At 34.7% G+C, this 16,553-nt stretch carries 13 protein-coding genes; 12 read left to right on the top strand and 1 reads right to left on the bottom strand.

Going from position 1 to position 16,553, the window contains the following annotated elements:
* Window positions 1-8 precede the first annotated feature (8 nt).
* The 11 genes from ACE94K_RS18240 to ACE94K_RS18290 all read left to right on the top strand — a co-directional run bounded on the left by ACE94K_RS18240 (window position 9) and on the right by ACE94K_RS18290 (window position 13,320).
* On the top strand, window positions 9-932 hold the full coding sequence (locus ACE94K_RS18240; RefSeq protein WP_378175722.1) for a hypothetical protein: 924 nt from the start codon (window positions 9-11) through the stop codon (window positions 930-932).
* Window positions 929-1,804 (top strand): TssN family type VI secretion system protein, encoded by an 876-nt coding sequence (locus ACE94K_RS18245; RefSeq protein WP_378175724.1) that lies wholly within the window; start codon window positions 929-931, stop codon window positions 1,802-1,804. The genes ACE94K_RS18240 and ACE94K_RS18245 overlap by 4 nt, the downstream gene beginning before the upstream one ends.
* Before the next feature lie 256 nt (window positions 1,805-2,060).
* Window positions 2,061-2,447, top strand: coding sequence for a type VI secretion system tube protein TssD (gene tssD / locus ACE94K_RS18250; RefSeq protein WP_378175727.1), 387 nt, complete (start codon window positions 2,061-2,063; stop codon window positions 2,445-2,447).
* Between the two features lie 146 nt (window positions 2,448-2,593).
* On the top strand, window positions 2,594-2,989 hold the full coding sequence (gene tssD / locus ACE94K_RS18255) for a type VI secretion system tube protein TssD (RefSeq protein ID WP_378175730.1): 396 nt from the start codon (window positions 2,594-2,596) through the stop codon (window positions 2,987-2,989).
* Between the two features lie 431 nt (window positions 2,990-3,420).
* Window positions 3,421-5,205 carry a type VI secretion system Vgr family protein gene (locus tag ACE94K_RS18260; RefSeq protein WP_378175733.1) on the top strand — a complete coding sequence of 595 codons (1,785 nt, stop codon included), beginning with the start codon at window positions 3,421-3,423 and terminating at the stop codon, window positions 5,203-5,205.
* A complete protein-coding gene (locus ACE94K_RS18265) occupies window positions 5,195-6,271 on the top strand; it encodes a DUF2931 family protein (protein WP_378175736.1) in 1,077 nt (358 codons plus the stop codon). The genes ACE94K_RS18260 and ACE94K_RS18265 overlap by 11 nt, the downstream gene beginning before the upstream one ends.
* Before the next feature lie 8 nt (window positions 6,272-6,279).
* Complete coding sequence (locus ACE94K_RS18270; RefSeq protein ID WP_378175739.1) at window positions 6,280-7,719, top strand: T6SS phospholipase effector Tle1-like catalytic domain-containing protein; 1,440 nt, start codon at window positions 6,280-6,282, stop codon at window positions 7,717-7,719.
* Window positions 7,720-7,746: 27 nt separating this feature from the next.
* Window positions 7,747-8,634, top strand: a complete 888-nt coding sequence (locus tag ACE94K_RS18275) for a hypothetical protein (protein ID WP_378175741.1) — start codon at window positions 7,747-7,749, stop codon at window positions 8,632-8,634.
* Window positions 8,627-9,304 carry a DUF4280 domain-containing protein gene (locus ACE94K_RS18280; RefSeq protein WP_378175744.1) on the top strand — a complete coding sequence of 226 codons (678 nt, stop codon included), beginning with the start codon at window positions 8,627-8,629 and terminating at the stop codon, window positions 9,302-9,304. Before ACE94K_RS18275 ends, ACE94K_RS18280 begins: the two co-directional genes overlap by 8 nt.
* 12 nt (window positions 9,305-9,316) lie before the next feature.
* Entirely contained in the window at window positions 9,317-12,538 is a 3,222-nt protein-coding gene (locus tag ACE94K_RS18285; protein WP_378175746.1) for a toxin VasX, read from the top strand.
* Window positions 12,532-13,320, top strand: a complete 789-nt coding sequence (locus ACE94K_RS18290; protein ID WP_378175748.1) for a hypothetical protein — start codon at window positions 12,532-12,534, stop codon at window positions 13,318-13,320. Before ACE94K_RS18285 ends, ACE94K_RS18290 begins: the two co-directional genes overlap by 7 nt.
* Window positions 13,321-13,370: 50 nt before the next feature.
* On the opposite strand, the gene ACE94K_RS18295 is transcribed toward ACE94K_RS18290, so the two are convergent.
* A complete protein-coding gene (locus ACE94K_RS18295; RefSeq protein ID WP_378175750.1) occupies window positions 13,371-14,243 on the bottom strand; it encodes a hypothetical protein in 873 nt (290 codons plus the stop codon).
* A gap of 521 nt (window positions 14,244-14,764) precedes the next feature.
* Between ACE94K_RS18295 and ACE94K_RS18300 the strand changes: the two genes are divergently transcribed.
* Window positions 14,765-16,552, top strand: coding sequence for a type VI secretion system Vgr family protein (locus ACE94K_RS18300; protein ID WP_378175752.1), 1,788 nt, complete (start codon window positions 14,765-14,767; stop codon window positions 16,550-16,552).
* Window position 16,553: the final 1 nt, after the last annotated feature.

Consider the following 16,553-nt stretch of genomic DNA (forward strand, 5'->3'; position numbering starts at 1 on the left):
CTAAACGAATGAGCAACAACCAAGTACAAGAAGTTTATCAAGAACTAATCAGTACTTATCAAAATCTTAAAGCTGAAATTTTTGTAACAGAGATTTTAGAAAATTCTGATTTAGATTTAACTGATATAGATATTTTCAATCAGAGTACATTTTCCAGATCTTACAGGAGAGATGTAATTGATTTTAAGGTTGATTCTTATTCAAGAAATACAGATAAGTTACAGTTTAATCTAGCAAGAAACGGTCTTTATGACACCTTGCCCGAAGGTCTTTTTCACGAGCCGGTAAAAGCAAAAAGCAGCATATCTTTCACAGAACTGCACCAAAAACAGAAAAAACAAGAAAAGGAGGCTCGTACCTTTTTTGCTCCTCTAGAGAACGAATTTTTCGCTCAAAAGGTAAACATAGAAAAAAACGAAAGAAAATTAATCAACGAGTTTACCAACTTAAAAACGGATTTTCTTTTAAAATTCTGGAATCTCGATCCCGAAATTCCATCCGAATACAGTATTAAATTGTTACAACTTTTACCTTATGTGCACAAAATATCAGGAGAAATTGAATTGACTGCTTTAAGCCTGGAAAAAATTATAAATGAGAAAGTTACGATTAACAAAAAGTACCATACTATAAACGAAAATATCAACAACAGATCTAACCAACAACAACTAGGAGTTGATCTAGTTTTAGAATTGAAGGAGACCGTTATATCCTATCCTTGTTGGGAAATCACCATCGGTCCCGTAACCGAAAAAAATATTGATAAGTATATAGTAAGCGGCGCTACTAAAAAATTTATTACTATCTTTTGTGACTATTTTATCCCTATGGAAATAGACACAAAAATAAATGTAACATACGAAACTAAAGAAGAAACATTTGTATTACACGAGACTAACAGTCCCAGAATGGGTCTAACAACTTTGATATGAATTTGATATTACAATCTGCAGCGCTCAATGCTGATTTTTTTAAGGTGGGAATTTTACTATTAGCCGTTAGCGCAATACTAATGGGAGTTGTTGCCGGGCTAAAAAAACTCTTTGTTAAAAACAAGAAGAAGTTTTTACTTTATATGTTGGTGGTGCTATTGTTATTTGCCGGAACAGCTTTATTAAGTAATGAAAAAGTACTGAACGATATACCTCTGAATAACTTTATAGGATTTCAGATCATCTTTGTTCTTTTAGGAACTCTGCACGTATATACGATGCGAAAGTTTTTTCCTAACCTACTAGATAATAATCCTACTCGTTTCTGGCCGGAATTTTTATATACAATAGTGACGATTTTTATTGGTCTCATTACATTTCTTTTTGTAGTTGGCATCTATAAGCCAGAATACAAGTATATATTTGCCGCATCTGCTATTTGTTTTCTAATTCCGATTATGGTGGTAAAACTATATGAGTTTGCCGTTTCCATACCGGTTCCTATATACAAAAAATGGTTCTACCCTATTGATAAAAAGATGAAAGACCCAAAAGATGAAGAATTAGCCAATCCGCTAGTTATTTCTTTTGAATTTAATAAAGGAGAAAATATAGAAGAACTTAGTAACTTTAGATTAAAAGCACCGGAAAAGATGGAATTCGGCAAGCTTTTCTATTTCTTTATTAATGATTATAACGATAGACACCCTGAGGGAGAAATCGAGTTCCTCGATGATAAAAACAACCCTTATGGATGGATTTTCTACACCAAACCCAACTGGATGGGTGTACAGAGTCATGTTGACTTTACCAGAACTATAGAAGGGAACAACATCAAGGAAAATGACATAATCATCTGTAAAAGAGCCTAAAAAACAGATGTTAAATTTTTGTTAAAAAAAGATCCAAAATTTCTCGTTAAGATCTTTTTTTTTGCAGATAAACTTCGTGATAAAGTGTAAATTCCCTGAAAACCGTGTAGTCCTTTTCTTTCCTAATTTACTGATTTTACACACCTTGCTCAAAGTACAAGGGTAACACTTTCTATTATTTTTTTATCTTTACCGTGTACAAGTTACATTTATTATAATCTTTATTATTATTATTATTAATTAAAATTTATTTATTATGTCTTTTAAAGCTAAATTAAAAGTAGGAGGAAAAGAGTACAACGTTTTAAGTACTAATTACGGATTATCGCAAGAAACTGATGCAACAGGACGTCCTTCTTCTGTAACCAGAGGAGGTATGATTACTATCGAAGTAGAATCTACTTCTGACACTAGCCTGTCTGATTGGATGTTCAATAATTTTGAAATGAGAAGCGGTTCTATAGTATTTTTAAAGAGAGATACTGAAGCGACTTCAAAAGAACTTAATTTCGTTGATGCTTACGCAGTAAAATATGTTGAAAATTTTGATGCAACTGGAAAAAATCCTATGACTGAAAGATTGACTATTTCTGCTAGAGAAATTTCAATCGGAAATGGTGAGCATACAAACGAGTGGGTTTAATACATACCTATTTATATAAGATCTTTAAAAGGGAGTGGTTTTTTCACTCCCTTTCTTATCTTACGTCATCATTTCCTTTTATTTACATTTTCTTGTAAACAATAATGGAACTGATAAAGTAGTTATTCACATTAAAATTATTACTTATGTCATTTTTAGCAAAACTAGATCTTGATGGAGAAGAGATAAATATTTTAGATTGCTCTTTTACCTTCAGACAAGATACCGATTATACAGGGAGACCGTGTGCAAAACCTCAAGGCGGACAAGTAAGTTTACTTATAGAGTCTACAGCTGCTACTGATTTTTTAGATTGGTGTATCTCTCCTTCTATTACCAAAAACTGTAAAATTACTTTTTTTAGAAGAGACAACATGTCTAGTCTTAAAAATGTGGAGGTTAAAGATGCTTATTGTATTGAATACACAGAGCATTTTAATGCAGAAGATTCAAAACCTTTGCAAATACACCTGGTATTATCAGCAAAAGAAATTTCAATCAAAGGAACCACATTTACTAATAATTGGCCCTCTAAAACTTAAAATTGGAAGTAAGTTCTTTTAGAAGATTATAGGCTAAAAGGAGAATCAAAATTTCTTCTTATAGTTAACGTTATTAATTTAGCAAGTGGTTAAAAAAGTAAGTTATTTCGTTAAGATTAAGGGATAATTCGTAAAACATATTAAAGTCAGTCCTGAGATTTTTTTAAGTTTTCAAGCGAATTATAGTTGTCTTTTTATGACTCGAATATTGTCATCATAAAAAACAAATACCTTTGACACGTAAGCATTTTTCTCTTTTATCAAACTACACTTATATTTTTTACGTTATCTCTTTACAAACAAAACCAAGCCTGCCAACTATTTTACAGCAGGTGTTATCAGTTGCCAAGTTAAAATGGTAACTTTATAAAAAGAAGTGCAATACAGTATCAGCTTACATCGAGCCGATACGTCACTAAAAAGTAAAACCTATGGCATTACAATCTAAAACACAAATATTTATTGGTGGAACACCCATAAATGCTTACAAACGATTAATGCTACATCAAGAAATTGATGCGCACCATGTACTGGAACTAGTTTGTAGAATGGATGTACTCGAGAATTTAACCGGAGACATTGCATCACAAACAAAAAATTATCTTGGACAAATTATTACCGTTCAGATATCCTCACTAGGGGCTTTTTCCGGTTACAAAGAATTTGAGTTCAAAGGTGTCGTTACTGCGGTAAATAGTACAATGGGATTTCACCAGCAAAATGGTGATCTAGTCACTATAAAAGCTCATAGCTGCAGCATCATTGCTGACGATGGACCGCATTATAATTCTTTTAATGATGTTGATTTAGCAACTATTTTAGATGAAACGTTCAAAAAATATGACCAATCTAAACTAGAAACTATCTTCAGCCCTACTGGTTCTGATAATATTCATTATAGCGTACAAAATAAAGAAAGTGCATTTGAGTACGCCAGCAGACTAGCTGCGCAATATAGTGAATGGTTTTATTACGATGGCAGTGCTCTGGTATTCGGTAAACCCGAGGATCAGGAAGAAGTAACACTTACCTATGGTCACGATTTGCAGGAGTTTTCTTTAGATTTAAAGCCTTCTTCTAATAGTTATAAATACTTTACAAATGATTATTTGACCGATGGACAACACGAAACATCCACGAATCAGGTAAGTTCTGGAGTAAACGGATACAATGGTTTTACAAGTAATAAAAGTGATGAGCTTTTTCCTAATGAAACCAAGGTATATTTAAATTCATACAACGATCCATCTTTAAAACAAAGATTGGATACTCACGTAGAACAGCAAAAAAAGGCTGAAGAAATCAGACAAGTAATATTTAGAGGGTCAAGTGACAATCCCGGCGTAAAAATTGGTCAAGTAATTTCTATCCAAGGAGAAAGTGCTAGTTATGGAAACTTTAGAGTAACTAGTGTTACCCATACGAATACTGAGAACGGGCGATATCAAAATAGATTTGAAGCGGTAACGGCAGACCTAGATGTATATCCTAACACCAATTTAATGGCGTTTCCAAAAAGCGAAACCCAAGTAGGAATTGTGAAAGAAAACAGTGATCCGGACGGACTAGGAAGAATTCGTGTACAATTTCCTTGGCAAAAAGAAAATGGTGAATTAACACCTTGGTTACGAATTGTGACACCACACGCTGGAGGAGAAAAAGGATTTCATTTTATACCGGAGATTGATGAAGAAGTATTAATTGGTTTTGAAGGAGGAAATGCAGAAAGACCTTATGTATTAGGAACGCTATACACTGGTAGAGCAAACCCATCAAGTTGGAATACTCAGAACAATGATATCAAAGCTATTAGAACGCGCAGCGGTCATACGGTTGAACTAAATGACACTGATGGTGCAGAGTTTATTATGATTACAGATAAGAATAAAAACATCATTCAAATAGATACTGCCAATAATGACATCACCATTTCTGCAGGAGAAAATATGACATTAAATGCAAAAAACATGCAAATTAATGTTGACGAAAACTTAGACATTTCTGTAGGTAAAAATAAAAATGAAACCATAACTGAGGATTACTTTATCAGTGCAACCAATGAAGATCGACAGATTGGCGAAACGATCAAAGTGATAAGTAGTGAATATAAACAAGAAGCTCAAGAAATTACCACGGACGCAAGTGGAGAAATCAAGACAAACGCCGGTGGAAAAATCACAATTGCCAGTGGAGAAACTGTGGAGTATGGAGAGTAATAGTAGATTAAATACTACTATTTTAATGGTAATTTTTATGATATCTATCGGAATTGTTTCTTGTCAAAAAAACAGTTCTAATAAAGTTACATCTAACACATTAAAAGAAATGGAAAAATACGAATGGAGACCAACAGCATCGGCACCTAAATATAATCCAATGCAGATTCATAAAGGTCGTTTGATTTATGCAAATGGAGAAAGTATTTATATTCCTTCTGGACATACCTTGCATCAAGGATGGGGAAAAATCGGTCCTACTCATATAGTTGGAGACGATCAAAAACCCGTGCCGGTAAAATTAGAAATAACCTGGGTGTCCTATCTGGAAAAGAAATTCTACAAAGGCTCTTTTGATCTTCCTGCAGAAAAAATACAGAGTCTTTTTGAAGAGGGTTATATCAATCGATTGGGTAAAAAAGACACCTATGATGATATTAATATTGGTCTGGCTCCCGGTGGAGTTATAGTTGTTTGGCTTTTGGGAGGAGGCCGGACTGTTGACATAGGTAGATTTCAAGCTTCTGAAACCGAAGTAAGTATCAAAGAGTTTGCTCCTGGCGCCATCATAACTATGGAAGAATTTATGAATTCTGTATTAGAGGAGGATTTTAGCGAAGAGGTAAAGGCTAAAATGAACCCGGATAGCATTTCATTTGGAAAATGGGATGCCTATCGACAAAAGTTTTTCTGGAAACCATCAGTGCAATTTCAAAAAGAAGGAAAATTACAAGAAATACGTATCACTTTTTATAATGGTGAAAGTATCTATACTATAGGAACAAATAAAGTGTTAGATAGATTTCAGGAATATGCTATTCCTGATCATATTAGAATGGAATGGGTTGATCAAAATAATAATGAATTTGGAACTAGAATTTATTTTGATGAAAATGAAATACATTCTGTATTTCACAAATTTTACGAAACTCCAAATCAGAAACCTGCCGAACTAGTTTTGAAAATTGATCAATACAACAGTGAATTAAAGCTATTTCTACAAAATGAATCCGAAAAGATAGACATCAAAGGAGCCAGAATAAAGATATATGAAACTTCTAATTAATAAAATTTATGGGAAGTATTGGACTAACAGCAACATCGTCAGGGGCACAAGAGACCAGTAAAAATGTACTTAGTGGTGTAAACGTACAAACTGCTCCCGTACATGTTGGTAATGCTGAATATGAAGAATTGACTCCAGAAGAGAGTGTGAATATTACTGCAGCCGTATTTTTTGATGGAACTGCCAATAATAGAGAAAACACAAATATCCGGCTGGAATATGAAAAAATGAAACGTGGAGAACCACACGATGAAGAATTGGTAAGAAAATACCGTGATATCTGGTGGGGAACTCCTTGGAGTCCAAACAAAACCGGTAGTTATGATAATGATCATTCAAATATTTCGCGTATAGAACCGGCTTATGAACCGGTTGAAGAAGAAAGAATTAAAAAGTTTTCGATTTACATAGAAGGTATTGGTACAGAAAACGAAGGTTACGATTCTAAAACTGGAATGGGGCTGGGTACAGGATCAACCGGAGTCAGGGCAAAAGTAAAAAAAGCATGTGAGCAAGTAGCTGCTAAGATTGAAAGAACCGGTGAAAAAGAAATTAACGTTCTTACCATAGAAACCTACGGATTTAGTCGTGGTGCTGCAGCGGCCAGAAATTTTATCCACGAAATAACCCAAAGAAAAGGACAATTCAAGAAACGAGTGGGACGTGGAGGAAAAGTTTACTGGCAAGTAGATTATGGAGCTTTAGGCGAGTTCTTAGAAGAAAAGGGTATAAAAGTAAAAATGATTGTAATCCATTTTGCCGGATTATTTGACACAGTAGCATCATTAGGGTTATCACACGACAATAATACCGCTCAACTCAAATTAAATGCGGTTAAAAAATCTTTAAATACGCTACAGCTTGCGGCAGCAGATGAACATAGAAGTAATTTTAGACTTACTGACATAAGAAGTACTGGTAACAGAGGTGTTGAAAAATATTTTCCGGGAGTACATTCTGATATCGGTGGCGGTTATGTCGACAACGCTGATGAAGAGGTTCGTCTTGATTATACAGTCACTAATCTTAATGACTTAGAAAGAGAAAGACAATTTCTTATTGATCAAGGATGGTTCAAACCAAACGAAATTACTGTAAGTGATTTTTGGGGAACCCTCACCGGAGATAGAAAAGGTCTTAGTAATAAGTACAGTTATATTCCGTTGCAGATTATGGCAAAATATTCTAAAGACAAAGGAGTGAATTTTACAATGAGTAAAATTACCAGGTCATATGCGATTATACCCGAACTAACTTCTGCTAAAACTATTTTGGACAATTATGTTTTCAATGATGGAGTTGAAATGTCATATAACAATCCCGAACATAGAATGTTACTGGAAACGCTAAGAAACCGTTATTTCCATTTTTCCGCCCACTATAATAGTATCGGAATGGGACCAAATAGGGTCAATGGAAACAGGCAACGTGTAACACAAGCCGGATAGAAAAAGAGACAAAAATTAAGTAGATAAGTGCCACGAATCCTACCAAATACCACCCAAATTATTAAACTCAATGGAGAGCGAATCACGCGCACCTATACGGCAGAGGTGATCAATAAAATCGAACAAGGCAAAAACAAATCACACTCCGGAGTAGCTATAGAATTTGACCTTACCTTTTATGGATTGGATCAGGATGGTTTTTTAAATTTTAGAATGGAAGTTCAGAAACGATTCTTACTGAATGAAAAATTGACCATCATCCGAAAAGCAGACAAAGCTCAAAACATCGCACTAAAAGTCGCTAGCATTAATGATATCCTAGAATTTAAAGCAGATAAAAGCTTTAAGCTAAACAAAGTGCTGAACACAAAAGAAATTCGCCAAAAATGGAGAGATGTTAAGATTGATTTGTTAGAAGAATATCCGGATTTGCTAAAAATGGCAAGCGATTTCGACTGGCAGCTTCAAGATGATAATATCCAACAAGTATTCTTACAAGATAATTTTTATCAGTTTTTCTTTTCAAATATTTTTTATCAGGAATTTGAAAACAAAAAACCAATCCAACAATCCAAAGTGGTTTCTAATGCTTTAGGCACTATTAATATACCAATTATTGAGAAAAAAAAAATAACAAAACAAGATATAGGATTTACTAAAGTAGTCATTACATCCGATGCAGAAATGGATATTGACCATCAACTTTTTCCTTTAGCAAAACTAAACGGCTTCCTCGGAAAATTACCAACGAATCCCGGAGACAAACACACCTTAGATTTTGAATATAAAGGAAGTTATAAAGCAAAACCTCAATATGGTTTAGTTACAAAAGGAAAATTAAATTACTCTTTTGAAGTAAAAGATTTATATAAAAAAGCAACTACCATAACCTTTAATTTAGAAAAAGATGAGTAGTAAAATATATGTGCTAGATGGAGCATTATTACAATGCAACCAGGGTTTTGTTCCTGCAAAATTGATGGTAACGCAAAACCAAAAAGTAAAAATACAGGGAAAGTTCAAGGCAACTGATATGGATAATCAGGTCCCTGCTACTTTCGGGCAATGTAAATTAAAACCAACCAGCGGTGGATACTTACCTTGTATTCCGGCATTACAAAAGTGGACAAAAACAACAAAGACTGCCACTTTAGGAGGTAGTAAAAAATTTCTATACGAAGACTCTGAGTGTATGTGCGCTACAGGCGGCAAAGTAACTATTATGCAACCTATGCAAATCAATACTGCCGGAAGCGCTACAGAGAAATTTAAAGAGATTGCCATGACCATCCCCGGTGCAATGATGGGTAATGATAAAGCCCCCAAAGTTGTAGAAAGCTATTGGATGGATGAAGCTGGAAAAGAAAAAATTGATAAAATCAGTTATGGAGAGAAAGCATCGATCTTCGTGATGACAGAAAATATGGATCCAGGTAAGAGCTTAAAGGTAAATGTTGCCGAAAAGGAAGGAAAACAAATAGATGGAAACCAAAGTCAACTTACATATACAGGAACTGTAAAAGCCGATGGTACTGCAGAACTGAAATTATTGGAAACAGAAGAAAACTGGAACGAAGAAAATTAAATTGTGATCATTATGGGTGGCAGAAAAAGACAATTATCATTACAAGTAGAGGCTGAAGGAAGAACTTTTGACTTTGGTAATCAAACCCTGGTGCTGGAATGTAAAGCCGAACCTACTATAAAATTATATTTTCTACGGTTTGGTGTATTACTAAATGACCCCGAAGAAAGTCATTTAAGAGCTAAGGTAAAAATTGAAGGAGACAAGCCTCAGAAGAATAAAGACGGTAATATTGCCCTAGACGAAGTGATCGTAACCAGTACAAAGTTAGAAAACTTCAGTACTGTCCGTACAGGACTAAATCCTGGATACATTTATATCATTGATGAAAACAAACCCAATGAACCTATAGAATTTGAGGTAGATGAATACGGTAATTTTAAATCCATTTCCTGGGAAAAAGGTGGAGAAGGGTTTCCTGATATTCGGGTAACCGACGGTAAAAATAACACCAGCGGATTCTATGAAGCTGAACATGAGTCTGTAGTTTGGGCAGCCTACTCTCCTATTCAATGGACAAAAGCATATTATGACTCCCTGGTAAGTGATTCTGGTAAGCGTCAAGAAAGAATGACGCAAATACAGGCCAGTGGTTTCCCACTTGAAACTATGCAGAGCTCCACAGATCACGCTCCTTATACCGGCATCACTACCTACTTTTCTTCAGATAAAAGAAGTTTATGTAGAAGTGTCCAGCAAAAGATAGACACTGTACAGCGACAGGAAGAAAAGCGACAAAAAAATCGAGATGAAAATCCTGATCATCAGGAACCTGAGATAATGACCGATATGTTTGTTACGCTGGATGATCCGGTTGGAAGTGCTGAAGTACTAGCTAGTGCTTTAGGTGAAAAGATATTAGATTTCAAAGCACTGGTTGAAGCTATTCAGACTGGCGAAACACAACAAGCTGCTCTGGAAAGACTGAAGAATAATTGTACACCTGCTTCAAGCGTTGATAAAAACTACCAAAATCTTTTTTCTTTAGCATTGGCATGCTATAAAATGGTATATAGTTCTAAAGAAAATACCCAAAAATACGACGGAGGAAAAGCAGGTTGGAATTTTAATGACACTAACTTCCCTCATCAGGATCAACCTACTGCATATAAAACCTCCAGGGGAACAAGATATCGATATCCTAGCGGTTATGTGCCCAATGAGTTTATTGGATACGGATTGCATCGAAAAAAGGTCGAAAACATTCTTGGTGTAGCAGCCAGAAAGGAAAAAAGAGAGCTGGTAAACAGTTTTAGAAAAGACTACGGAAATTTCATAAAATCTAATTATTTCAAAAAAGGTTTAGAAAACTATACCGAAAATATTCCGCAACGTGTTCTTGCCGGCGTTGCAAGATTACATATTCAAATTCTACCGTTTTTCAATAATCCTTATAATATTGATAGACATCTCTTATTACAAGATGATTATAAGGAAGAAGATGATTGGACCAATTGGCTGATCAAAAAAATAGAAAATGATGTAGTTGATACCAGTGATAGTCTTGATATACTGTTGAAGCAAGAAGTAACCTTAGAGGACACCTTGTTTCAATCAGATATTGCTATTGATCTATCCAATAAATTTGCAGCAGCTACCTATGCCCGAATAGAAATTCATACACATATTGCGTTTAAGGCTAAAGCTATATCTGCTGGTACTACGCAAACCGAAACATATCAAAAAATACTTAAAGAAAAGCATGAAAGAATCGTAAAAAGCTTGAATAAAATTCAGATCTCCAACTCTAAATCTGGAGTGGTAGAAAAAGTATTTAAGTATGGTAATACCAATATGATAGAAATGGATGCTAGTTTGCTCGGGGCTACTTTCGATCCTAATCTTGAAATCGTGGTTACGGACACTAACAAACAGGTAGAAAAAATAGTAGCGGATAAATTTAGGCATCAGCGTATCTATGGGCAAAAATCGATGGCTGCTGGAGGAAATCATGTGTTAGAAATAGGTGATCAGGTAGAAGACATCTCGAAAGACAAATTTAAAATAAATCAAGGTAATGCCAAACGATTTAACCAAAGAGCTGCACAATTTTTAAACTCACGTGGCTTTGCAGGTATACTTACCGGATTACAAGTCCTTAATTTTTCTAATGCGGTATTAGGTTTGCATAATACACTTTCAGATAATGAAGCTTCCAATTTTTTAAAAATCAAAAGTGCAATCAATGCTACTGGTATTGCCGCTGAATTAACAGATGTATCACTTAAACTTACGCAAAATCATTATAATGCTATAGGAAACACTTTAAATGCAAACCGATTAGTATCGAAGATACGAATTGCAGGAGCAATTGGAGGTGCAGTAACCTCTGGCATGTGTATATGGGATGGCGTTTTAGCTCTACATAAACGAGATGTAGATGCAGGAGTTGCCTGGATAGGTGCCGGATTAGCTTTTGGAGTAAGCACTGCAGCAGCAGTTTGGGGTACTAGTGTTGCCATACTGGCTGGGCCAGTTGGCTGGATTGCATTGGCAGTCGGTTTTGGACTTGTTGCATTGGCCAATATATTTACGGATAGCGAATTGGAATATTACTTTAAAAATTTCTTACTATCTGATCGAGAGGCCTTTGATTTAAGAAACGGAGAGACCCCTATGCAATACAATCGTAGGTTATTTGCATCAAAACAAACACTGGTGGACTATGATGATAAAGACATTAGAGAAAAGCTTATGAATCCTACGGATGCGATGGCAAGTCTGTTTGACCTTACCGTTTGTAATAATATTGCATACAAACCAACTGATCTTTCGCCTAGAGTTGGTAATGGACATGCTGCTTATCGATTAATTAACACGTATGAGATCAGAATCAATTTCAATCAGTTTTTACAAGACAAAAATCAGGCGGAAGTTGTGCTTTTACTATTAGATGACACTGTTTTAGAATCGGGTGATCCTTCTGTATTTTATCCTAAAACTACCAATAAGATAGAAAAGCTTGCTACAGGTCAACATCAATTGATAAGTTCTGTCCAAATACCGGAGACCTTGACCAAGACACGAAGTTATTGGTATAAAGTAGTGATTGCGGTGCGATTAAACATAGACGATTCTATCAATCGTCATTTCCCCTACCCTTTACAACATCAGGGAGAACGTTATATGGGAGCTAGGCTTTCGCTAAAAAGAGGAATGCACGGAAGGGGTTCTGGTGAAAAAGAATTAAAATTTGGATCTTTACATTACTTAAAAAATCATGATACATGGTAGCAAATAAACATCCCTTTAAAAGGGAAGTTACCCATACTGAATATAAGCATGAAGATAAAAAGGTAAAAAAAGGGGGTTGGAGTAGAATTATACAAAATCATATTACAGAAAACCATCTTTCTATGAAAGAAGAATGGGTATATAAAAAAGGTATTTTTACTGAATTAAATGATCTTTATGGAATAAGAAAATTAGATCCTAAAACCTTGCCAATTATGGTAGGTGGTTTTTTTTTAATACTCCTATGCTTTTATTTATTTATTTACTTTGATTCTTTTGTAGAATCCGAACCAATTTCCAGTTTTGAATTAATTTTAGGAATATTTTTTTTATTAGGCTTTATTTTTTTTGCCATTTATTACTTCACAATGCCTCAAAAAGAGTGTATTCTAAATAGAACAGACGGCTTGATTACTTTTCCAGGTTTTATGTGGCGTGCTAATATTACAATGCCGATTGAAAAAGTGTTATTTTCTCGTTCTGTTCCCAGTGCTCAGGGAGTTGGCTCTCATCAATTAGAAATTATTAGACCGGATAAGTCATATTCTCTTTATTTATTTTCTATGGGAAATACTTGTTATCAGGATTTATCTTTCTTTTTATGGTATATGGATAAAAATCGGCCATTACCGCCCGGTACTGCCTTTGATCCGTATCGTAATGCAGACTATGAACGACGCAAAGCAGCCGGATTTCCAAAACCGATGTTTCCAGCTTCTTTCGAAACGCTAGAGGCCACACCAGAGCAACAGGCTGAGCGCAATCGCATTGGAGGTTGGTAAGAATTATTAAATCCTTAGTAAGTTATAATGAGAAATTATGTTTTATAAGATTACATCATCAATGTCAACGGTATTGTGTAACTACTTAACATTGGTTGACCGTTTTCGTCTTTGGCAGGCGTTATGATATCCAAATTATTGATAATCAACTTCAGATCATAACTTAAAGTTTCATCTGGCGAGTTGGCTTCAATATTTTTAACCAATCCATCCGTATCAATAGCAAAAGAAACAAATAACTTAACCCGCTGTAGGTCAGCTAGGGCATTATACTTTTTCAAATCCAGAGCATCTATGATCCTATTGCGGATGGTTTTGTTAAAGCAACTACTTCCCTCTTTTTCTTCGCAACCTTCCAGAATTGGATATTCAGAAATCACAGAGTCTTTCAAACTTTTTTTGTCAACCTCAACGAACTTAAATACAGAATCTATCTTTTTCTCGATTTCAGGATTTTCTTGAGCCATTATTGGTTTGGGCAGAAAATTAACTTGTTCATCTTCAATCTTAGATACTTGAAACCTTATAGGTTTAAAAAAGTTAATAATAATTTTTTCACCAATTTCAACCGGCATTATTACCAAAGGAGCTTCTTTCTCTAACAAAATAGCATTTTCCCCTTCAATAGTACTCCATCTAGAATTTTCTAGCTGTTTAATATTCCTTATTACTTCTTGCTCCTCCCCTCCATAAATAAAAGAAAAATGCCCATCCCCTTTAAAATGTAAAACAGTTTTAGCCAATTCACTAAATAACTTTTTTTCTCTTTTGTCATTGAATTTATTATCCGGAATAACGACCTCTTCAATTTTCCACTTACCCGCTACAAAAAGATCATTTACCTCTTGTCCGCTAATTATAAACACATTAACCATAAAAAGGAAAAAGCTTACCATCGGCAGCTTGCAGAAATTCTTTACCATACCATAAAATTTATAAACCAAGTATTTTAATATGGAAAGATAAGATTTCCTAGTGTGAATCAATGTAATTTGGGTAGATATTCTTCATAAAACATAAGATCATATGATAAGTAATCAACAGATTCTAAATTGAAGTATCCCTTTCTGATTATAAAAGACATTATACCTATTACAAATCCACACCCTTCATAAAGAAAAGTTTTCATGATATTTAGGTAACAATTATATCCGTTTATGTATATAAGGTTGAATACAACAAATATGAGGGGGAAAACACCCATTTTTACGTAAGAAAACATAAAAATAACATTGCTGGTCATTACTCTTTTAAAAAATTAAGTATTTTTATAATACTGATCAAGTCGGTACTATTTTTGAAGATTATACCAACGCATAAACTTCAGAACTCTCCCCCAAATCGTTCTGGTAATTAAAGTGTTAACCAAACACTTTAATAACACACTAACATATAATTATAATATAGAATTAGATCATTCTATAAAATTGAAAATAAACAAATCATGGCGCTGCAATCAAACACACAAATTTTTATCGGAGGAGCTCCTATCGAAGCTTTTAAAAGATTAACGCTTCATCAGGAGATTGATACCCATCATATATTAGAGCTTTTATGTCGTATGGATGTATTAGAAAATATCGCAGGAGAAATTGCTTCAGAAAGTAAAAACTTCCTTGGCGAAATTCTTACAGTGAAAGTTTCTTCTCTAGATATTGTAAATGGATATAAAGAACTAGAATTTAAAGGTATCGTAACTTCCGTAAGTAATACAAAAGGATTTCATCAGCAAAATGGAGATATGGTCTCTATAAAAGCTCATAGTTGCAGTATTATCACTGATGATGGTCCGCACTATGATTCGCATAGTGATGTAGGACTTACTGAAATACTTGATAAAACATTTCAGGGATATGATAAGTCAAAATTAGAAACCGTTTTCAATCCTCAAAACTCTGAGAGCCTTCATTATAGTGTACAACATAACGAAAGTGCTTTTCAATATGCCAGCAGATTAGCAGCTCAATACAGCGAATGGTTCTTTTATGACGGGAGTAAGCTGGTGTTTGGAAAACCTGAGGATAATGAAGCTGTAGAACTGAACTATGGTCACGATTTGCAAGAGTTTTCTTTGAACCTTCAACCCACACCTAACAATTTTAAATATTTCACCAATGATTATCTTACAGACGAGCAACACGAAATGGCTACAACTCAGGTAAATTCTGGTGTTAATGGATTTAATGGGTTTACTAGTGAAAAAAGTGAATCAATCTTTGCTAAAGAAACGAGTGTTTATGTAAACTCTTATTATGATCCTCAATTAAAAAAGCGATTAGACAAGCATGTCGAACAGCAAAAAAAAGCTACAGAAATAAGACAGGTTCAGATTCAGGGTGTTAGTGATAATCCTGGTGTTAATCTCGGCCAAGTCATAAAAATTAAGGGAGATAAAACAGAATATGGAAGTTTTAGGGTCATTAGTGTTTCGCATTCATCTACAGAAAACGGAAAATACCAAAATCGTTTTGTAGCTGTTACCGCAGATCTGGATGTGTACCCTAATACGAATATGATGGCTTTCCCAAAAAGTGAATCCCAAGTAGCCACTGTAACGGATAATGCGGACCCTGATGGAATGAGTAGAATAAAAGTGCAGTTCCCGTGGCAAAAGGCTAGTGGAGAAATGTCTCCTTGGTTACGTGTTTTGACGCCACATGCAGGTGGAGGAAAAGGTTTTCAGTTTACTCCGGAAAAAGGTGAAGAAGTCATTGTAGGTTTTGAAGGTGGTAATGCAGAAAGACCCTATGTAATGGGAGCGCTTTTTACCGGAAATAGCAACGCTGGAGATTGGAAAACCGAAAAGAATGATATAAAAGCGATCAAAACCCGAGGCGGCCATACGCTTTCGTTCTCTGATGAAGATGGTAAAGAAACTATTACGATTACTGATAAAAATGGTAATTCAATTATTTTGGACACATCCAAAAAAGAAATAAATATTAGCGCGCCTGAAAAAATTAATTTCTCTTCTAAAGAAATCAATATCAACGCAGAAGAGGCTGTAAATATAGAAGGTAAAAACAACGTTAATGTTAAATCAAAAGAAATTCTAAACGACGGAAAATCTAAAGTGACTATAAATAGTAGTGCTAAAGTTGAAATCGGTGCCCCAAGTACCCTGGTTGAAGGAAAAGCTGAACTAAAACTAACAAGTAAAGGAATGACTGATATAGATGGTACCACTATGACCAACGTGAAGGGAGGATTACTAAATCTCAATTGCGGTTAAT

This window comes from Aquimarina besae (assembly GCF_042434905.1).
Lineage (GTDB): Bacteria > Bacteroidota > Bacteroidia > Flavobacteriales > Flavobacteriaceae > Aquimarina.